This is a genomic window from Methylomonas sp. DH-1 (assembly GCF_046097555.1).
GTDB lineage: Bacteria > Pseudomonadota > Gammaproteobacteria > Methylococcales > Methylomonadaceae > Methylomonas > Methylomonas koyamae.
This window is the reverse complement of the sequence record NZ_CP143089.1, coordinates 3,764,604-3,784,588: the sequence shown is the minus strand read 5'-3', so window position 1 is coordinate 3,784,588 and position 19,985 is coordinate 3,764,604. Positions and strand designations below refer to the sequence as shown.

Sequence of the window (19,985 nt, the reverse complement as noted above, 5' to 3'; positions counted from 1 at the left end):
TGCGACAGATGGCGCGAATCGGGTCTTCCAGCGTGATTTTTTTCAGAAAGATGGTGACTTCTTTTTGCCGGCTTCCGGAGTGGCGACGATATAGCCAGCATCCTTTGTTATTTTTGTTAGCCGCCGGGAAGCGGGTTACGCAGGTTTGCGTTGCCTGGCTGTTTTCGCTGGGCGGAGCGGCCTGATCCGCACGGGTACGCCCAAAAAAATCCGCGGAGCAACTGAGGGTCGCAACGCAGATTTTGAAAACAACGAAGGGAACACAATTAATTCAACTACAAACTCCTGAAACGTCCTTGTCGTTACTGCTCCTGGGCAATCCGTTAAGCGGATCACATTTTAAGCGGAGAGGAATTTTGGTTATTAGGGAATAAAGCCTGAATTTGGCCGGGAAAATTTCCCATTATCGGGCGATACTAAACATTGTAATGTCCCGGTTTTAGTGCGAGTAGAGCGATAAATCCCGAATTCATACGGAATTTTTCGGAAATTTTGTCAGTATTCGGCTAGTCCGCTCCGGGTCAAGGCTTACAGTTCTGAGGCCGGCAGATTCGGGATTCCCGGCCGGTAAGGTTTCGCGGCGGTAGCATCTGCGGTTTCCGTCCCGGTTTTTTTTATTTCCATCGCAATCCGCAAGGTCCGGTTGTGGCTATCCGATTATTGGTCGTCGATTTAGAATCCGTAACAAACCGTTTCGATAGCGCTACGTTGGCGGCACAGGGCGTGCTGGCCGACGTGGCCGAATCCGCCGCTCCGGTTGCCGGTCGGCAACAGCCGGACGTGGTCTGGTTTGCCGACAGGGCCGAATGCGGCGCCATGCCGCGCATCGCCGAGATTCGGGCAATCGCGCCGGATTGCCCGGCGCTGGTGGTCGCCGGTGCCTGCGGTAGTCGGGCCTTGGCTTACTTGCAAGCCGGCGTGGTCGGCGTTGCCGATTTCGGCAGCGACCACCGGCGCCTGGCCGACATCGCCCATCGAGTCCAAAACGGTAGCTATTACCTGGACCCGGATATCGCCCAAGTGCTGGCGATCCGCCACGTCAAGCGCTTGTTGGAGCCGTTCAATGCATTGAGTTCGCGCGAATTCGACGTGTTTTGCATGTTGGCCGAGGGTTTTGCTTTACAAGACATCGCCGAGCAATTGGGCATCAGCCGCAAGACCGTTTCCAATTGCCAGACCTCGCTGAAGCTGAAACTCGGGCTGGAAGACCGGTCGGCGATGAAAAAATTTGCCGAAAGCCATGGCCTGATCTCGGCCGGAAGAGTATGATTCCCGTTGTTCGGGAATTTTTCCTTTTTTTTATGCGAGGTGAGTTATGAAAAAGATATCGGTAAAAACTGCGGTACTGGCCGGTTTGGGTTTGCTGTCGTTGGGCGCGATTGCGGCCGATCACGGCTTGGAAAGCTGTATTCAGGCCGTTAAAAAAGAAAAATCCGGCGATCTGATCAAGCTCGAGAAGTTGAACGTGGCCGGCAAGGGAGCCTACGAACTCGAATTGCGCGACAACAATCGCCAGGAATGGGAATTCATGTGCGACGCCGATAGCGGCAAGTTAACCGAGCGCGAATCGGAAGTCGCCGATCCTGCCAGCCAGGCCTTCAAAAAGAATGCCAAAATCACGGAAGAGGACGCCGCCGCGATTGCCTTGAAAGCCAATCCGGGCACGATAGAAGAAGTCGAGTACGAGGTGGAAGAAAACGGTGCCGCCTCCTATGAATTCGACATCGTCAACGACAAAGGCGTCGAAACCAAGATCGAAGTCGATGCGGCCAGCGGCAAGATCATCGAGACCGCCACCGAAGAATGGGAAATCGGCGAGGAAGCCGACGAACGCCGGTGAGGGCCGGCGCTTCAGCCAAACTCCCCATTTAGCCGACACGGGGCAGGGGAGATTTTTTAAACAAATCTCCTCTCAACCCCGCTGCTACGGCCGGCAGGTGCCGGCGGATGCGAACCGCATCTTGCCCCGGCCCCGGCTTCAAAACCCGGCGTTGATCGCGTGGCGGGACGTATTCTCCAGGCCCAAGGTCGTATCGTACTGTAAGAAAGCCGAGCCGCCGTAAGGCAATTGCGCCGAAACCGCCGCCCTGACATTCAGATAATCCTGGTCGACCACGTAGGATGCGGTCGTGAATTTGACGTTGGGCTGGTCGGCAAAGCCGGTTTTCATGCTGGGTAACTTGTCTATCCATTGCCGCTCGTATTCGACGTTGATTTGCGAAACCAGTACGCCGAACGGCAGGCTGAAACTGCGCATGACCACGGCGCCGACCGCGCTGGTCAGCGAGTCGTATTTCTGGTCGTCGATCACCAGATTCATGCCCAGATTGGCGCCGTGTTCCTTACGTCCGGCGATGGACATATCCGCGTATTCGCCGCGGGCGCGCAAACCGAAGGTCCATTCGCCCATCGGCAAATCGTATCCGCTGGAAAGGCTGAACTGTTGTTGCCAGCCGTCGGTTTTACTCTTCGCGGTTTCGTTGACCGCATTGCCGTTGGCGTCGGTATAGGCCGTGGTGCGGTTGGTGTGGTATTGGTTGTAACTCAGATTGGCGACGGCATCGATATACCAGTTGTCGGTCAGGTTCAGCGAACTGAACAGCGATGCGGTGTAGCCGCCGATGGACTGGTCGCCGCCGTTGTTGGCGATTTCGGCGTAGGTGTTGCCGTATCCGAGCGAAGTGCCCAATAAAAAGCGTTGGCTGAAACGGTAGTCGGCCCCGGCCGTGACGCCGTAAAGCGCCGAGCGGTAGCCGCGCTGCACCAGCGTCGAAGTACGGTCCACCCATTCGAACTGGCCGTTCAGAAAAAATCCCAGATTCTTGAACGACGACAACAGATCGGGCGGGCTGTCCGGGTCGCTTTGCAAATTGATCGACAGCGCTCCGGAGCTGGGTGCGGCGGCGGGTGCCTGGCCGGAACGTTCGCCGCTGGTTGCCGGTGCGGCGCCAGCGCCGCCGGGAGATACGCCGGAGGTAGGCGGAGCCGACGGCGCCGGGCTGCCGACGTTGGCGGAGAAGTTGGTTTGCGGCGCGGCGCTGCCGACCGCGCTAAATTGGCGTTGGTTGTCCATGCGCTGGCTGAGATTGGCAACCTGCAGTTTGCCGACCCGGTTGGTCAGGGTCTGCTCGGCCGCCAGTTGTTTCGGACTGATCTGGCGCAAGGCATTGACGAATTGGTTGACTTTGTCGGTTTCGGAGGTGCCCGCGGACAGAAACGGCTTCAGGCCGTTCAGCAGGTTTTGCAGGCTGGCCGGCGTGTTCGGGTTGCAATCGGCTTGTTGCAGGGCGCCGGCCAGCGACTGCACGTCGGCCGGAACCAGATTCGGCAACCGCGGAACGATGGTCAGCAAAAACTGCTTTTCCTGTTGGGACAACACGTACAGGTCGTCGGAGCCGGTCGGGCAGTCGACGTCGCTGTTGAAGGCGCCGCTGATGTTACCGGTAGTGGTGGTCAGAATGGCGGTTTGGGCGAAAAACTGCTGCGGGGTGAAGTTGGGTTGACTCGCCAGGCGCCGCAAGTCCAACGATGCGCCTTGCAGCGCAATGCTGCGGGCGGTGATCGAATCGGAAACCAATTGGCCGTTTTGGTCGCCGCCGAATTCGATAATCAATTTACTGCTACTGCCGAATACCAGGTCGGCATTGCTGGCGTCGATTTGGGCGATGCCGGCACCGCTCGGCGCAGGGCCGGGGGCAAAGCTATTGTTGAACTGCACGCCGCCGGCGTAGGCGCCGCTGCCGACGACCGGCCCGTTCAAAATCAGGTTGTCGCCATTGGCGCCGACCGTGCCTTGGTTGACGAAGTCGCCGCCGATGCTGCCGTTACCGCGAAAAACTCCGGCCTGGATCTCGGTCAGGGCCTGGCTCCAGTTGCCGTCGACCCGGGTGGTGCCGGCGGTCTGCCGGTAAGTGCCGCTACCTTGCAGCGCGGCATTGGCGGCGACTACCACGTTGCCGCTGTTAATCAATGTGGATTGGTTGTCCAACTGGAAATTGCCGTTCAGCAGCAGATTGGTCGAGGTGCCGCCGTTGCCGTCGATGATAAATTTGCCGGGGCCGAGCATGGAGCCGCCCGACAACGTGGCGGAAGACACTCTGAGTTCCCCCGGTCCGGACAAAATGCCGTCGGTTTGAATGTACTCGTCGACTTCGGTGACGGCCGCGGCGAAACTGACCTGGCCGCCGTTAATCACTAGAGTCTGCCCCAATACCGCCGGAGTCGATGAGGCGAAATTGACGTTGCCGCCGTTGACTGTGGTGGTGCCGCTGACGTTGTAACTTGCATTGATATCGGTAGTATCGGTGAGGCCGCCGTCGAAGGTAGCGTTGGTGGCGGTTAGCGCCGCGTTCAGGGTGTTGCTACCGCCGCTAACAGCAAACGAGGTAACCGATAAGGCTTTGTCGATGGTGTTGCTGCCGCCGCTCAAGGTCACGTTGGAAGAGGTGACGCTGGCGCCGCTGGTGATCTGGTTGGTACCGCCGCTCAAGATCAGGTTGGCGGTGGCGATGGTCGCACCGGTCGCGAACTGGTTGGTGCCGTCGGCAAATTCCAACGTGCCTGCCCCGGTATAGCTGCCGGTAAGGGTGTGGTTGCCGCTGCCGTTGAAAATTAAGGTACCGGCATTGACTTGGGTCGTACCGGTATAAGTGTTGTCGCCGTTCAGGGTAACCGTGTCGGCGGTGGTTTTGTTGATACCGAAGTTACCCGCCAGCACGGCATCGATCGAACCGGATTGCAGATTGTAGGTGGTGTTGGAGGTTAAAACCCCGCTGCCGCTGATTGTGCCGGATTGCAGCGTCACGCCAAGCACTGTGTCGCTGAAAGTGCCCATTGCCAGCGTGCCGCCGTCGACGACGATGCTGGAGCCGTCGGCCAATACGTTGCTGGCGCCCAGCGCCAACGTGCCGGCACTGACCGTGGTGGCGCCGGTATAGGTGTTGGCGCCCTTCAAAGTAACGGTGTCGGCTGTGGTTTTTTCGGCGCCTTGGGTGCCGGCCAAAATGGCGTTGACTTCGCCGGATTGCAATACGAATTTGCTATTCGACGTCAGCACCCCACCGCTGCCGCTAATCGTGCCGGATTGCAGCGTGACGCCGGCGACGGTGTCGCTGAAAGTGCCCATTGCCAGTGTGCCGCCGTCGACGACGAGGCTGGAGTTGTTATCGAATACGTTGTTGGCGCCCAAGGCCAAGGTGCCGGCGCTGATTGTGGTCGCGCCGGTATAGGTATTGGTGCCTTTTAAAGTAACGGTGTCGGCTGTGGTTTTTTCGGCGCCTTGGGTGCCGGCCAAAATGGCGTTGACTTCGCCGGATTGCAATATGAACTTGCTATCCGACGTCAGCACCCCGCCGTTGCCGCTAATCGTGCCGGATTGCAGCGTGACGCCGGCGACGGTATCGCTGAACGCGCCCATTGCCAGCGTGCCGCCGTCGACGACGAGGCTGGAGTTGTTGTCGAATACGTTGTTGGCGCCCAAGGCCAGGGTGCCGGCGCTGATCGTGGTGGTGCCGGTGTAAGTATTGGCACCGCTGAGTGTGACGGTGCCGGCTGTGGTTTTATCGGCACCGTCGTCGCCGGCCAGAACGGCGCTGACGCTACCGGATTGCAATATGAACTTGCTATCCGAAGTCAGCACGCCGCCGTTGCCGCTGATCGTGCCGGATTGCAGCGTGACGCCGGCGACAGTATCGCTGAACGTACCCATTGCCAGCGTGCCGCCGTCCACGACGATGCTGGAGTTATTGTCGAATACGTTGTTGGCGCCCAAGGCCAGGGTGCCGGCGCTGATTGTGGTGGTGCCGGTGTAAGTATTGCTGCCGCTCAACGTAACAGTGCCGGCCGTGGTTTTGTCGGCACCGTTGCTGCCGGCCAGAATGGCGCTGACCGTGCCGGATTGCAAGTCGAATGCGCTATTCGAGGTCAACGATCCCGCGCCTTGCAGCAAGGCGTTGGCGGAAGACAGCGTGAATTTTTGGACGCCGGCGGCAACGTCCAGATCCAGGTTGTCGTCGGTATTCAGCACGGCGTTGTCGCTGTTGCCCGGCACGGCGCTGCAGCTCCAGTTGCCGTCGCTGGACCAGACCGAGTCGCCGCCTTCCCAATTACAGACATCAGCAGTGGCCGGCTCCGGCACGGAGAGAAACGCTAGGCCTAACCGAAAGGAAAATCGTAAAACGCTAATCGCGGCGGGAGAACGAAACCTGTTCATAAGCGTTGGCCCAGCTCCATATTTAAGGTCTAAGACGCGTTATCCGTTGGGCTGCGGCGCAGCCCGCTGCACTGGCAGAGAAAATGTTGATTTATGTGAAGTCTATCACACGCATTATAGACTCATGCTTAAAAACAGTAGGGTTTTCAGGGCGAAGCCGCCGTGTCCGCCCTGGCGATTTTCGATAACGAGCGGCCATTTTTTCCGAAATTTCGACAATTCGGCGCGGCGGTTTGTACTCTTACAAACATCGGCATGTGATATATCCGACAAGTTGGCCTGCGTCGGATTGTAAAGCCTATAAAAATCATAGGCTTGTCTGTAAAAAATAACTGGCATGGCCTGTGCTACCTCTCTTGCAACCCATTTAAGCGAGGTGAAGATCATGGAATTGCCAGTTTTGAACGAAACTCCCGCCGCCAGCGCAGGCGGCTGCTCCTCCCACTCCTGCGGTTCATCGGACGACCAATTAGGCCATTTGTCCGACGAAATACGGGCCAAGGTGGAAAACCATCCGTGTTACTCGGAAGACGCCCATCATTACTTCGCTCGCATGCACGTGGCAGTGGCGCCGGCCTGTAACATCCAGTGCCATTACTGCAACCGCAAATACGATTGCTCCAACGAATCGCGGCCGGGCGTGGTCTCGGAATTGCTGACGCCGGAACAAGCGGTCAAGAAAACCATGGCGGTGGCGGCCAACATCCCGCAAATGACTGTGCTCGGCATCGCCGGCCCCGGCGACCCGCTGGCCAACCCGGAACGCACCTTCGAAACCTTCCGCCGTCTGAGTCAGGACGCGCCGGACATCAAACTGTGCGTCTCCACCAACGGTCTGGCCCTACCGGAATCGGTCGAGGAATTGTCCAAACACAACATCGACCACGTCACCATCACGATCAACTGTGTCGATCCGGAGATCGGCGCCCAAATCTATCCTTGGATTTTCTGGGAAAACAAACGGATCAAGGGCGTGAAAGGCGCGAAGATTTTGATCGAGCAGCAACAAAAAGGCCTGGAAATGCTGACCGCCAGAGGCATCCTGGTCAAAGTTAATTCGGTGATGATTCCCGGCGTCAACGACAAGCACTTGGCGGAAGTCAGCAAAATCGTCAAAGCCAAGGGTGCTTTCCTGCACAACGTGATGCCGTTGATCGCCGAAGCCGAACACGGCACGTTCTATGGCGTGATGGGCCAACGCGGCCCGACTCAGGACGAGTTGATGGACTTGCAGGACGCCTGTTCCGGCGACATGAACATGATGCGCCACTGCCGCCAGTGCCGGGCCGACGCGGTCGGTCTGCTGGGCGAAGACCGCGGCGACGAGTTCACGATGGACAAAATCGAAGCGATGGAGATCGATTACCAATCGGCGATGGAAAAACGCAAGGTCATCCACGAAGCGATTGCCGAGGAAATGCACAGCAAGCGCGCCGCCAAAGTCGAAAAAGCCGCCAGCCATGCCGACGAGCCCAAGCTGAACACCCGCCCGGTGTTGATGGCCATCGCCACCAGCGGCCAAGGCGTCATCAACCAACACTTCGGCCATGCCAAAGAATTTTTGATCTACGAAGCCTCGCCGGATGGCGTGCGTTTCATGAGCCACCGAAAAACCGACCTGTACTGCAGCGGCGACGATACTTGCGGCGATGGCGAGAGCGTGTTGCAGCGCACGATCCGCGCCTTGGAAGGCTGCGAAGTGGTGCTGTGTTCCAAGATCGGTTACGAGCCTTGGGACATGCTGGAGCAAGCCGGTATCCAGCCCAATGGCGAGCATGCGATGGAACCGATCGAGGACGCGGTCATGGCGGTTTACAAGGAAATGGCCGCGGCCGGCAAGCTGGATGAGAGCAACGCCGAGCAGCGCGCAACCGCTTAACAACCCCGGCCGGGTTGCGGCGACGCAAACCTGGCCATCGAATCCAATGCCGGGTTACGGCCGTAACCCGGCCTGCATAGGACGAACGTCATGGCTCTACAAATCATAGAATCCTGTGTCAACTGTTACGCCTGCGAGCCGTTGTGCCCGAGCAAGGCGATTTTTATGTCCAGCAAAGCCGGGCATTTTCGGATCAATCCGAACAAATGCACCGAATGCGAAGGCGATTACCAGGATACCCAATGCGCCAGCATCTGCCCGATCGAGGGCGCGATCCTGGATGCGAACGGTATCGCCGTCAATCCGCCCGGTTCGTTGACCGGCATTCCACCGGAAAGAATGGCCGAGGTCATGGCGGAACTCCAAGCCCACTGACGGCTATGGCTACCGTCCACTTTTACGAGAAGCCGGGATGTTTGAACAACACCCGGCAGAAACAGCTATTGAGCGCGGCCGGCCATTTGCTGGTGGTCTACGATTTGTTGCAACAGCCCTGGGCCAAGCAGCAGGCCAAACTGCGTTCGTTTTTCGGCGACAAGCCGGTCGCGGAATGGTTTAACCGCAGCGCGCCGGCGATCAAGCAGGGCTTGGTCGATCCGGAAATGCTGGACGAAGATCAGGCTATTGCCTTGATGGTCGAGCAGCCGTTGTTGATCCGGCGGCCGCTGATGGAAGCCGACCAGCGGCGGGTGTCGGGTTTCGACGAAAACGAAGTCGATGCCTGGCTGGGCTTGAAATTGCCGGCGAATGCCAAGGACCTGGAAACCTGTCCGCGCCAAGCCCGCGCCGAGGCGGGCGGGCCATGAACGGCGTCAAGCTGGAAGGCGACGACGGCACGCCGCTTGCCGTGCCACTGTCCGAGCGGGTGCATTGGGTTGGCGCCTTCGATCCCAATCTGCGCATCTTCGACATCATTTTAAAAACCGCCAACGGCACCAGTTACAACGCCTACGTCATCCGCGGCAGCGAAGGCGTCGCGGTGATCGACACGGTCAAGGAAGGCTTCGCCGCCGATTTTTTTGCCCGGCTGGAAAGCGTCGCCGACTACAGCGAAATCAAAGTCATCGTGTTGAACCACCTGGAGCCGGACCACACCGGCGCGTTGCCGGAGCTGATGCGGCGGGCGCCGCAGGCGCAGTTGTTCATCTCCCAAAAAGCCCAAACGATGCTGAAAGGCCTGCTGAAGCAGGACGCGTTGAGCTTTACGCCGGTGGTGACCGGCGATTCGGTGTCGCTGGGCGACCGCCGCCTGGAGTTTTTGCACACGCCCTATCTGCACTGGCCGGATACCCAATGCACTTACGCGCCGGAGGAACGGATGTTGTTTTCCGGCGACGTGTTCGGCTGCCATTTCTGCGACAAACGCCTGTTCAACGACCGCGTCGGCGATTTCCGCTTCTCGTTCGAATATTACTACGCCCACATCATGCGGCCGTTCAAGGAGTACGTGGTGCGGGCGTTGGAATTGATCGAACCGTTGCCGCTGACGCTGATCGCCCCGACCCACGGCCCGATTTTGCGCGACCGGCCGCAGCATTACATCCAGCGCTACCGGCAACTCTCCAGCCCGGCTTTGCACAACGAACTCAGCCCCAACCAGAAAACCCTGCTGATTTTTTACATCAGTTCCTACGGCAACACCCGGCGCATGGCCGAGGCGATTTATCAGGGCGCGATGCAGGTCGAGGACGTGCGGGTCTCGCTGTACGACCTGGAAGGCGGCGAGGTGGGGCCGTTCGTCGATTTGATCGAAGAAGCCGACGGCCTGGTGCTGGGCACGCCGACCATCAACGGCGATGCGGTCAAGCCGATTTGGGATTTGCTGTCGTCGTTGGCGGTGGTCAATTTGAAGAACAAACTGGGCGGCGTGTTCGGTTCCTACGGCTGGACCGGCGAGGGCGTGCGTCTGGTCGAGGACCGCCTGCGCGGCCTGAAATTGCGGGTGCCGATTCCGGGCTTGCGGGTGAAATTGATTCCGACCGACGACGAGATATTGGAATGCACGGCCTTCGGTTTGGAGTTGGCCCAAGAGTTGACCGGCGCCCGGTTATCGAAAGTGCTTAATTTCGCGGATCTGGCCTGAGCCGGACCGCAGCAACAGTTTTAGACATACGTCACGCGTTGAGCCGGTGCAGTAAGGCCGGCTAAGCCGATCCCCGGACGGATAGGCGAACCCCGTCGGCTTTCGAGTGGGCGGGAATCGGGAATCTTTGCGGATTCCAACACGGCAGTCCTCAGATTGGAGGTTGCCGAGATGACACTTAAATAGCGTAAGGAGTTTTTTCAATGGCCAAAGCGACCATTACATTCGAAGACATCAACGTCACCGTCACCGTACCCGCCGGCACTCGAATCATCGAAGTGTCCGAGAAGGTCGGTTCCGGCATTACCTACGGCTGCCGAGAGGGCGATTGCGGCACCTGCATCATGAAAGTGACGTCGGGCTGGAATCATCTGACCGAACCTTCGGTATTGGAAGACAAAATTCTGCGGGAAAACATGGCCGGCAAGCACAACCGTCTGGCCTGTCAGGCGCAGGTGTTGGGCGGCGAGATTTCCGTCAAACCGGTGTAAGCCGTTCAAGGAGACCCACATGGCATTAGTCACATTTTCAAGCCCTGAATACCGGGACAAAACCGTTTACGCCGTCGCCGGCAGCCACACCCAAACCGTATTGAAGCTGGCGCTGGAGAACAAAATCCCCATCAACTTCGAGTGCGAAGACGGGGAATGCGGTACCTGTCTGGTTAAAGTCACCAGCATCGACAAAAAAAACCAGCGCATGGGCGGCCCGTTGACCGAGAAGGAAAAAGCGGTGCTGAAACAGCTCGGCAAGGTCACCGGCGAAGAGCTGGAAAAAATGATCGTCGACGATTTGCCCTGCGAATGGCGTCTGGCTTGCCAGATGATCGTTAGGGACGAAGACATCCGCGTCGAGTATTAATCCGTTCCGCCACTAAACGCCGGAGGACCGAAGATGAATTGCATGCCTGCTATAGAACCGAACCAAACCATTCCGAGTCTAGCGGTTACGCCAAAGCCACGGCAGCAGATTTATCAGGAACTCGCGGCGTGCGCCGGCTGGTCGCCCAACAGCGTCTGGCTGGCGCAAATCATCGCCAGTTGGGCGGTGGGAGAGGGCGCGTTGCCGGACCGGCTGGGTTTGGCGCCGGAGCGATTCGCCGCGTTGCTGGCCAGCCATTTCCCCGGCTACGCGTTGGCCGAAACCGCGGTTTCGGGCCACACCCTGGATTACAGCCGGATGCTGGAAAAACAGGATCTGGAAACGCTATTGCGCCAATTCGCCGCGCAACCGGGCGCGGATACCGAATGGCTGATTGCGCTGATCGTCGCCGCCTGCCTGGGCAGCGACCATTTGTGGCAGGACTTGGGTTTGTGGTCGCGCGCAGACCTGTCGGCGATGCTGGCCTACAACTTTCCCGACCTGGTCGCACGTAACAGCAAGGATATGAAATGGAAGAAATTTTTGTACAAACAACTCTGCGAAGCCGAGGGCTTGTACGTCTGCCGGGCGCCGTCCTGCGAGGTCTGTAAGGACTACCAGCAGTGCTTTGGGCCGGAGGATTAAAGTTTTCGGCTTGCGAAACCGGTGTCGATAACCGGCCCCGCAAGCGGTGGCGTAGGGCTAGAATTTGTAACCGACCTGGGCAAAGAAGGTTCTTTGCGGTAGCGGGTGGTTATAAAACGCTTGGTAGTCGTTGATGTTGTCGATACCGGCGGAGACGTGGCCGGCTTTGTTGAAGCGGTATGTGGCTTTCAAATCGACGTAGACCGATTCGGTAAAGGCGCTGTAGTAGGGCAGTTGCAGATCGGAGTTATCCAATTGCGAAAACTGTCTGCCCGAGTAGCGGGTGCCGACCGAAAAATCCCAGTCGGTGCCGTAGTGGTAAGTGGTCAACAGATTCGCGCGGTAGTTCGGCATCAGCGGGAACTGCTTGCCGACATAGGCCGGGTTGCGCTCGTTGGCGATGATCTCCGCATTCAAAATCGTGGTATTCAATTTGACGTCGAAATCGGAACCGAACACCCGGTCGTGGTTGATCGTAAAATCCAAACCGTCGGTTTCCACTTCGCCGACCGACGACACCAGCGTACTCAGCACCGCGCTGCCCGGTAGGTAAATCGACTGGTTGTAGATGGCGTTACGCACGTTTTCATGGAACAGGTTCAAGCGCACGTAGCCGTTATTGAAGTCGTATTCGGCCAGCAAGTTGTGGTGCGTGCCGTCCTCCGGCTTTAAGGTCGCATCCGCCAGCGATACGTTGCCGCTGACGCCGCTGGAGTTGCCGTACAGTTCTTCAGGTAACGGAAACTTGTAGGCTTTGCCGACCGAATAACGGAATTTCCAGCGGCCCGGCTCGTAGCCCAACGAGAATTTCGGCGACCATCTCGACACTTGCCGGTCGGCTGGATTCAAAAGGCCTGTTTGTTGGGTGCTGCTCAGATTGATGCCGTCGTAACTGTTCCAACGTTCCAGCCGGGTGCCGACCGTGGCATCCCAATCCGGCATGAATCGCCAGCTCAATTGACCGAACAAGGCGTGGACATCGGTGGTGCCGCCGCTCTTCGAGTTCAGCCAGTTGGCCGCTTGGGTGTTGTTTTCGTAATTGGTCAAATTGGATTGAGTCAACAAAATTCTGGAGTGTTGGAATTCGTAACCAGTCGCGAATGATAGGTCTTTTCGCCCAAGAAATTGCTCGTTATTGAACTTCGTTGAAATGCTAAACCAGCCGGAATCGTCAAATGAACTATCTCTACCAGATTTATTTTGGTTGGGGTCTTCTGGGTTGTAATTTGAACTGATGGTTTGGTCTTTCAGGATATCGAAGAAGCTAATATTGGTATTGGTATACCAGTTGCCGACAACTCGTCCTTTTAATCCCCACCCTAAGGTCAGTGTTTCCCTGTTTTGTGTACTTACGCCAAGGGTAGTAGGTGCCGCGGTGGGGCTGGTTGAAGAAGTTCTGAGAATTCGACCATCTGTACTGTAGTTGACGAATTGAGATGGGTAAATAACTGTACCATTAACGTCTCGTAAGAAAGATTGACCAACATTTGTTCTCTCAAACTGTTGGTAAGCTGCGGTGAACATTGTGTCCAGCTCGGCATTGATGGCATAACTCGCTTTCCACTTGTACAGATTGTCAGTCGAATGTTGAATGCCGTCATCGCCATAGTTGTACCTTAAATTGCCCGTTCTCGGATTTCTCTCAAGATTGGCTCCAGTAGTTGTATTAGCGAGCCTAGCTCCAGCTGCTGCGATAGGGTTGTCAACTGTATGTTGCGGCGTCATCGGCTGGCCTTCGTTCTCGATGTGGTTGTACGAGAAGTAAGTGCTGAAATCGCCGAATTTGTCGCCGTAAGAGGCAAACGTTTTAAATCCTTGCAGATTGGTTTTGGTGCCTTCGAATTCGTAAGGCTGCACGAAATAGGTCGCTTCGGTATAGATTTCGCGCTTTTGCGGCATCAATGTGGTGTAGTTCAGCACACCGCCCATCGCGTTGCCGCTGTATTCGGCGGAAAACGGCCCTGAAAGTACGTCTATCGATTTGACCTCGCCCGGTCCGATCAAGCCCCAGCGCGGCGAACCGTTGAAGCTGATTTGCAAAGGATTCCAGATTGGCATGCCGTCCATGAATACCATGACCCGGCCGCCTTGGTAAGGGTTGGAACCGCGCATACCGATAGGCGCATTTTGGTCGCCGATGTAGCGTTGCCGGGCAAACACGCCGGATTCGAATTTCACCGCGTCCACCGTCGTTACCGCATTGGTTTTCTCGATAGCCGCTTTGGTCACTTTGGTTTTGGGCGTGGCGAAATCGGTCTTGGACGGCGTTTCCGGGCGGCCGTCTTCGGATTCATCGGACACCACGACATCCGATAACGTCGTAGCGGTTTCGGCTGCGAGCAGGCTAGCCGGCAAGGCGACGAAGCCGGGGAATAACAGTAAGGCTGACTTTATTTTAGTTTTTCTGCGCATGGGTTCGAAAAGTCTGAAGGCTGCCAATCCGGCAGGAAGCAAAACCGGTTAAGTGTAATCTTTTTGTGCAGCAAGAGTGGCGCCAGGAATTAGGATATTGATTTTATTGGTTATTTCTATTTCTAAATAAAATAAACTATGTTAAATGGCTTGATTCCATTAAAGACATGGGGGATATGCCGCGTTTACCTCGGTTTTGCGTTTGCGGTCTGGGGTAGAGCGTCGGTTCATACTGCCGAAAATGCGTGCCGGGTCGCAGGATATTCGGGGCTAAGCTGCCTGAATCGGGTGGCTGCGCTTGGGTAGCGGGTTATTGTGCGATGGATTTGTTCGTGAATGCTTCGCCGTTATCCAAGCACATAACGCTGGCTGGGACCGCCCGTTCTGTGGCCTGAATCGGGGAAATTTCGAGTAATCCGGCAACCAGGTCTGGTCGTTTCGCTGTAAAAACTATGTTAAATGACCTATTGCGACAACTCCGCTGCTGGCCGCTGCAGTCTCAACTTGAATGGCGGCGCCATAGGCGCTAATGTGCCCGGCCCAAAATTTGAATTTTCGGAAGAGCAAAGATGAAAATCCTGATCCTGTTTTTAAGTTTGGTTGCCGCCAGTCTGAACGACGCCGCCCAGGCCGACCAAACCCCGATAAAACCTTTCGTCCCCGGCAGCTACCAGCAAATTCTGGCGGCGAATGCCGGCAAACCGTTGATGTTGGCAATCTGGTCGGTGGATTGCCCGTCCTGCTTGAAGGACATGGCGGTCATCAACCAATTGCACGACAAACACCCCACGTTGAAGATCGTGATGTTGGCGGCCGACGAGGCGGAAGCGATGCCGGAGATTCAACGCATCGTCGACACGCATAAACTGGGCAACCTGGAAAATTGGGCCTTTAGCGGCGATAACCCGGAAAAACTGCGTTACGAAATCGATCCGGCCTGGTACGGCGAACTACCCAGAACCTATTTTTTCGACGCCGCCCACCAACGCGAAGCCAAAAGCGGAGCGATGACGCTGGAAGAATTCGAAGCCAAGCTCGGCAAGCTGAAAATTTAAACCGGTCTATCGCCGGCGGCGCCGATGCTAAACCGATGGAGCCGGCCGGGGCTGCTGCAATTCGCCGCGAGGCCCCGCCTTGGGTGCGGGCGTTCAAGGCCCCGGTGCGCGGTCGGCGAGGTCGGTATTTTGGTTTGCCAAGGACCAGCCGCCGCCGAGGGCTTTGTACATCAGCACTTGCGCCAGCAGGACTTCTAGCCGTGCCTGCACCCGGCTGTTTTCGGCGTTCAAATAGCTGCTTTGCGCATTGAGCAGGGCTTGGTAGTCCACCGCGCCCAGGCGGTAGCGGTCGCGGGAGATTTGTAAGGCCAGCTTGGCTTGTTCGGTAGCCAGTTGCAGCGCTTCGAGCCGGCGGCCGGAGTTGGCGTAGGTCGCCGCGGCGTCCTCCACTTCCTTGAATGCCGTCAACACCGTCTTGCGGTAGGTTTCCGCCAATTCCGCGTTCACGGCAACTGCGTTGTCGAAAGCGCCTTGCAGGCGGCCGCCCTGAAACAGCGGTTGGGCCAGGCCGGCCGCCAATGCCACGGCCACGCCGCCCGGCTGCGGCGAGGACAGCAAGCTGTTCATGCTCAATTGCAGTTTCGGATAGAACGCGGCGCGGGCGGCGGCGATGTCGGCGTTGGCAGCGATTAATTCCATTTCCAACTGGCCGATGTCGGGGCGGCGTTGCAGCAGTGCGGCCGGTTGTTCGGCGCCGATCTGCGGTATCTGTAAATCGGCGAACGCGGCCGGCGCCAACGCCAGTTGCTGCGGCGCTTGGCCGAGCAATATCGCCAGCGCGTTTTCCGCCAGAATCTGCTGTTGCACCAGCAAGTCCAGGCTGGCGCGGGCGTTGGCCTGCACGGTTTTTTGCTGGGCCACTTCCAGCGCATAGGCGGCGCCGGCGCGCTGGCGGGCTTCGATGATGCCGAGAATGGCCGTGGCCGTATCCAGAAAATCGCTGGCGATTTGCCGGCGCTCGCGGATCGCCAGCAGCGTGAAATAAGTTTGGCCGACATCGGCCATCACCACCAGTTGCAACGCATCGCGGGCGAATATTCGGCTCAGCATCCGGGCGCTGCCGGCATCGCGGCGGGCGCGGTTGGCGCCCCATAAATCGACTTCGTAGGCAATGTCGAACTGGCCGCTGGCTTTCTGGCTATCGGTCAGCTCGTTGCGGTTGTCGGTATAACTGGCGTTGAGGCCGGCCGCCGGCCACAGCCCGGCCCCGGCAATCCGGGCCTGGGCGCGGGCCTGGGCGATGCGTTGTTCGGCGGCGGCCAGATCGTTGTTGTAGGCCAGGGCCTGTGCCATCAACCGGTCCAACTCCGCGCTGGCGAATGCCCGCCACCACTGCGGATCGACCTGGGCTGCGCCGGTGGCAGCGGCCTGACGCCAACCCTCCGGCGTGTCGACCGGCGGCCGGCGGTAATCGGTTTGCAAATTGCAGCCGGCAATTGCCAGCGCCATCGCCAATCCGCCGATTCGTGCCTGCCTTTTCATTCCGCCGCCAACGCCACGACCGGGTCGAGTAGCGCCGCCTTGCGCGCCGGCAAGTAACCGAACAGCAGGCCGGTGGAGAAGGCGCAGCAAAACGCCAAGATAGCCGGCAGCGGCGAAAACAACACCGCCATGCCGAAGTAGGCCAAAACCTGGCCGGCGGCGAAGCCGAGCAAAACCCCCATCACGCCACCCAAGGTGCAGACCACGGCGGCTTCGGTATTGAATTGCAGCAGGATATCGCGGCGGCGGGCGCCGGTGGCGATGCGGATGCCTATTTCCCGAGTGCGCTCGGTGACGCTGACCAGCATGATGTTCATCACGCCGATGCCGCCGACCAACAGCGAAATCGCCGCGACGATGCCGAGCATCAGCGTCAAGGTATTCTGAGTTTCGGTGGCCGATTCGATGATCGATGCCATGTTGCGTATCCGGAAATCCTCGGTTTGGTGGCGGGCGACCAATAAATCGGTAATGGCCTGTTGCGTAGCGTCGATTTGGGCCACGTCCTCGACCCGCACCGTGATGCCGCCCAGGTATTTCTGGCCGAACAAACGGACCAAACCGGTGCTGATCGGCACGAACACGCCGTCGTCGCGGTCGCTGCCCTGGGCGTCGGCGCCTTTGGCGGCCATCACGCCGATCACCTCGAATGGAATGTTGCCGATCATGACGTAGCGGCCGAGCGGGTCTTCGCCGTCGCTAAACAGCAGTTTGCGCACCGTTTCGCCCAGTACCATGACCGGCGCGTAGCGGCGTTGGTCGCGTTCGTCGAAAAAGTCGCCGAGCGCCAGCGGCCAGTCCCGCACCTGCGGCATGCTCGGCGCCACGCCTTGCACGCTGGTGGCGTAATCGACCGCGCCGTAACGCACGGTTAGCCGACTGCTGCGCTCCGGCGAGGCCCAGGCCACGTTGTCCAGTTCGGCGATCGCCTCGGCGTCGGCTAGCGTCAAAGTGGCAACGTCGCCGCCGCCGCGAAAACCGGGGACGCCGGGGCGAATCGACAGGATGTTGGTGCCCATCGCCCGCATCTGTTCCAGCACTTTTTCCTGGCTGCCCTGGCCGACCGCCAGCATCGTCACTACAGCGGCGACGCCGATCACGATGCCGAGCAAGGTCAATGCGGTACGGAACAAGTTGGCGCGCAACGAACGCAGTGCGGTTTTGCCGGCTTCGGCCAACTCCGCCAGCAAGCCGGCGCCGCCGATACCGCGCTGGGCCGGCGGCGTCAGCCAGCGACCGTCGCGCCGGGCCGGGCCGTCGTGGACGATTTTGCCGTCGGCGATATGCACGACCCGCTGGGCGTGGGCCGCGACTTTGTCGTCGTGGGTGATCAGCAAAATCGTCCGGCCCTCGCCGTGCAACCGTTTTAGCAGCGCCATGACTTCCATGCCGCTTTGGCTATCCAGCGCCCCGGTCGGTTCGTCGGCCAGGATTACCGGCGGATCGTTCATCAAGGCTCTGGCTATCGCGACCCGTTGTTGTTGGCCGCCGGACAACTGCATCGGTTTGTGTTCGCCGCGTTCGGCCAGGCCCAGTTTGGCCAGCAATTCCAGCGCCCGCCGGTGGCGTTCGGCCTTGGCCAAGCCGGCGTACAAGGCCGGAATTTCGACGTTTTCGGCGGCAGTCGCGCTATTCAGCAGGTTGTAACGCTGGAACACGAAGCCGAAGCTTTCCCGCCGCAAGGCGGCGAGTTGGTCCGGGTCGAGCTCGGCCACGTCGCGGCCCAACACCCGATAGCTGCCGGTGTCGGCCCGGTCCAGACAGCCGATCAGATTCATCAGCGTCGATTTGCCGGAGCCGGACTGGCCGACGATGGCGACGAATTCTCCGGGCCAGACGCTCAGCGACACGTCGTCCAGCGCCCGAACCACGTTGTCGCCGTTCGGATAAAAACGGCGGATGCCGTGGAGTTCGAGTAGCGGTTCGGCGCTCATAGCCGGGGCACTCCGCCGCCGGGCAGCGGATCTTTGCGCCGGTTTTTGGACTTGTCGCCATTGTCGCTATTGGCCTGTACCCGGTCGCCTAGCGCCAGGCCGTCCAACACCTGGGCAAAACGGCGAGTACGCAGGCCGATATGCACGGTTTTTTCCTGCACGTCCGCGCCGCTAACCAGTTTGACTTTGTAGGCCTGGCCTCGGCCTTGGTCCTCGCCGCGCAGGCGTTGGCCCAGCGCGTTGACCGGCAGCAACGGTACTTGCTCGGCCTTGCCCAGTACGAAAAACATCTGCGTGCTCATGCCGGTCATCAATTGCCGGTCGCGGTTGTCGACGTCGACCAGGACGTTGTACAGCACGACGTTGTTGATCACTTCCGGCGTCGGCAGGATTTGCCGTACCTTGCCTTGCCAGCGCCGCTCGCCGGAGCCCAGCGTGGTGAAATACACCGCCATGTCCCGGCTCAGCCGCATCACGTCGGCCTCGGCTACCTGGGCCCGCACCGTCATCGTGTCGAGTTTGGCCAGTTGCAGAATGGTCGGCGTGGTTTGGTTGGCGTTCAGGGTCTGGCCTTCGCGGGCCTTCTGGTCGACCATGGTGCCGTCCATCGAAGCGAAGATTTTGGTGAAGCCGAGATTGGTCTTGTCTCCGTTCAAGGTCGATTCCACTTGTTCGATCTGCGCCTGGATCGCGGCGGCGGTAGCTTTGGCGTTTTTCAAAGTGAATTCGCTGTTTTGAAAATCCTGGACGCTGACGCCCTGGCTTTGCAATAGCTCACGGTTGCGGTCGTATTGCTGCTGGGCAAACACCACTTGCGCTTGCTGGCCGGCCAGTTGCGCCTGCAGATTCTTGATATTGGCCTCGTCGGCCGCGACCCGCGCCGCATAAATCCGCGGATCGATTTGCGCCAGTAATTGCCCGGCGCGGACGTCGTCGCCGATCTTGACGTAGATTTTTTGCAATTGGCCGGTAACCTGAGCGCCGACATCGACGTATTCTTTGGGTTCCAGTTTGCCCTGAGCCGTGACGTTTTCTTCAATGTCGCCCAGGCTGACGCTGACGGTTTCGCCCGGCTCCGTGGCTTTCTGTTCCGGCTGCAGATAGCGGTAAGCTGCGCCGGCGGCTACTGCTGCCGCCAACACCAAAATAGCGGTTCGCCGGCGGGCGGAACCAGGTTTCGATTTAACGGGCCAAAGCATGCGGGGTAAAGGTCAGGTTTTGAATAACGTGGCGGTTTCCGGCCGGGCAGTAGTGGCGATGGCTGAGACCGCGCAGGGCTGGGGCTGTGTCGTCGGTTCCGTCCAACCGAAGCGGCTGGTGGCAAGCTGCGGCTGCAGACGGGTTTCAGTGTATTATCCGGATTTTTGCTTGGCAAGCCGGGGAAAGCTTAATTTAGGTAAAGCTTGGTAAAGTTTGCCGGTAG

The 19,985-nt window shown here is 58.6% G+C and carries 16 protein-coding genes; 10 read left to right on the top strand and 6 right to left on the bottom strand.

The genetic code is table 11. The features are described from left to right. Positions 1 to 645 precede the first annotated feature (645 nt). Together VXJ35_RS17230 and VXJ35_RS17225 are read left to right on the top strand one after the other, a co-directional pair. The gene (locus tag VXJ35_RS17230; RefSeq protein ID WP_157198211.1) at positions 646 to 1,269 is read left to right on the top strand and encodes a response regulator transcription factor; all 624 of its coding nucleotides are present in this window, start codon (positions 646 to 648) and stop codon (positions 1,267 to 1,269) included. A 46-nt stretch (positions 1,270 to 1,315) separates the two neighbouring features. Next, the gene (locus VXJ35_RS17225) at positions 1,316 to 1,840 is read left to right on the top strand and encodes a PepSY domain-containing protein (RefSeq protein ID WP_054763738.1); all 525 of its coding nucleotides are present in this window, start codon (positions 1,316 to 1,318) and stop codon (positions 1,838 to 1,840) included. Between the two features lie 138 nt (positions 1,841 to 1,978). Here the strand turns inward: VXJ35_RS17225 and VXJ35_RS17220 are convergent, their stop codons facing one another. Both VXJ35_RS17220 and VXJ35_RS17215 read right to left on the bottom strand, forming a co-directional pair. Beyond that, positions 1,979 to 6,136, bottom strand: a complete 4,158-nt coding sequence (locus tag VXJ35_RS17220) for an autotransporter domain-containing protein (RefSeq protein WP_064022506.1) — start codon at positions 6,134 to 6,136, stop codon at positions 1,979 to 1,981. A 189-nt stretch (positions 6,137 to 6,325) separates the two neighbouring features. Continuing rightward, complete coding sequence (locus VXJ35_RS17215; protein ID WP_064022505.1) at positions 6,326 to 6,598, bottom strand: hypothetical protein; 273 nt, start codon at positions 6,596 to 6,598, stop codon at positions 6,326 to 6,328. Here VXJ35_RS17215 and nifB point away from each other — a divergent pair. The 7 genes from nifB to VXJ35_RS17180 all read left to right on the top strand — a co-directional run bounded on the left by nifB (position 6,597) and on the right by VXJ35_RS17180 (position 11,679). Next, on the top strand, positions 6,597 to 8,090 hold the full coding sequence (nifB, locus tag VXJ35_RS17210; protein ID WP_064022504.1) for a nitrogenase cofactor biosynthesis protein NifB: 1,494 nt from the start codon (positions 6,597 to 6,599) through the stop codon (positions 8,088 to 8,090). The two genes, VXJ35_RS17215 and nifB, sit on opposite strands and share 2 nt — an antisense overlap. A 90-nt stretch (positions 8,091 to 8,180) precedes the next feature. After that, positions 8,181 to 8,465 (top strand): 4Fe-4S dicluster domain-containing protein, encoded by a 285-nt coding sequence (locus tag VXJ35_RS17205; RefSeq protein ID WP_054763154.1) that lies wholly within the window; start codon positions 8,181 to 8,183, stop codon positions 8,463 to 8,465. Between the two features lie 5 nt (positions 8,466 to 8,470). Next, complete coding sequence (locus VXJ35_RS17200; RefSeq protein ID WP_064022503.1) at positions 8,471 to 8,896, top strand: ArsC/Spx/MgsR family protein; 426 nt, start codon at positions 8,471 to 8,473, stop codon at positions 8,894 to 8,896. Next, positions 8,893 to 10,173 (top strand): FprA family A-type flavoprotein, encoded by a 1,281-nt coding sequence (locus tag VXJ35_RS17195; protein WP_064022502.1) that lies wholly within the window; start codon positions 8,893 to 8,895, stop codon positions 10,171 to 10,173. Before VXJ35_RS17200 ends, VXJ35_RS17195 begins: the two co-directional genes overlap by 4 nt. Positions 10,174 to 10,376: 203 nt before the next feature. Beyond that, positions 10,377 to 10,664, top strand: coding sequence for a 2Fe-2S iron-sulfur cluster binding domain-containing protein (locus VXJ35_RS17190; protein WP_054763155.1), 288 nt, complete (start codon positions 10,377 to 10,379; stop codon positions 10,662 to 10,664). A 19-nt stretch (positions 10,665 to 10,683) separates the two neighbouring features. Beyond that, positions 10,684 to 11,034 carry a 2Fe-2S iron-sulfur cluster binding domain-containing protein gene (locus VXJ35_RS17185; protein WP_054763156.1) on the top strand — a complete coding sequence of 117 codons (351 nt, stop codon included), beginning with the start codon at positions 10,684 to 10,686 and terminating at the stop codon, positions 11,032 to 11,034. A gap of 42 nt (positions 11,035 to 11,076) precedes the next feature. Further along, positions 11,077 to 11,679 (top strand): nitrogen fixation protein NifQ, encoded by a 603-nt coding sequence (locus VXJ35_RS17180; protein ID WP_064023571.1) that lies wholly within the window; start codon positions 11,077 to 11,079, stop codon positions 11,677 to 11,679. 57 nt (positions 11,680 to 11,736) lie between these two features. Here the strand turns inward: VXJ35_RS17180 and VXJ35_RS17175 are convergent, their stop codons facing one another. Further along, positions 11,737 to 14,091 carry a TonB-dependent receptor gene (locus VXJ35_RS17175; RefSeq protein WP_064022501.1) on the bottom strand — a complete coding sequence of 785 codons (2,355 nt, stop codon included), beginning with the start codon at positions 14,089 to 14,091 and terminating at the stop codon, positions 11,737 to 11,739. Positions 14,092 to 14,660: 569 nt separating this feature from the next. On the opposite strand from VXJ35_RS17175, the gene VXJ35_RS17170 reads away from it, so the two are divergent. Next, on the top strand, positions 14,661 to 15,146 hold the full coding sequence (locus tag VXJ35_RS17170; RefSeq protein WP_064022500.1) for a hypothetical protein: 486 nt from the start codon (positions 14,661 to 14,663) through the stop codon (positions 15,144 to 15,146). A gap of 93 nt (positions 15,147 to 15,239) precedes the next feature. On the opposite strand, the gene VXJ35_RS17165 is transcribed toward VXJ35_RS17170, so the two are convergent. The 3 genes from VXJ35_RS17165 to VXJ35_RS17155 are packed head-to-tail and all read right to left on the bottom strand — an operon-like array spanning position 15,240 to position 19,704. Further along, positions 15,240 to 16,628: an efflux transporter outer membrane subunit gene (locus VXJ35_RS17165; protein WP_064022499.1), complete on the bottom strand. Its 1,389-nt coding sequence runs from the start codon at positions 16,626 to 16,628 to the stop codon at positions 15,240 to 15,242. Beyond that, on the bottom strand, positions 16,625 to 18,562 hold the full coding sequence (locus VXJ35_RS17160) for a MacB family efflux pump subunit (RefSeq protein WP_064022498.1): 1,938 nt from the start codon (positions 18,560 to 18,562) through the stop codon (positions 16,625 to 16,627). Before VXJ35_RS17160 ends, VXJ35_RS17165 begins: the two co-directional genes overlap by 4 nt. After that, entirely contained in the window at positions 18,559 to 19,704 is a 1,146-nt protein-coding gene (locus tag VXJ35_RS17155) for an efflux RND transporter periplasmic adaptor subunit (protein ID WP_231914773.1), read from the bottom strand. Before VXJ35_RS17155 ends, VXJ35_RS17160 begins: the two co-directional genes overlap by 4 nt. Between the last annotated feature and the right edge of the window lie 281 nt (positions 19,705 to 19,985).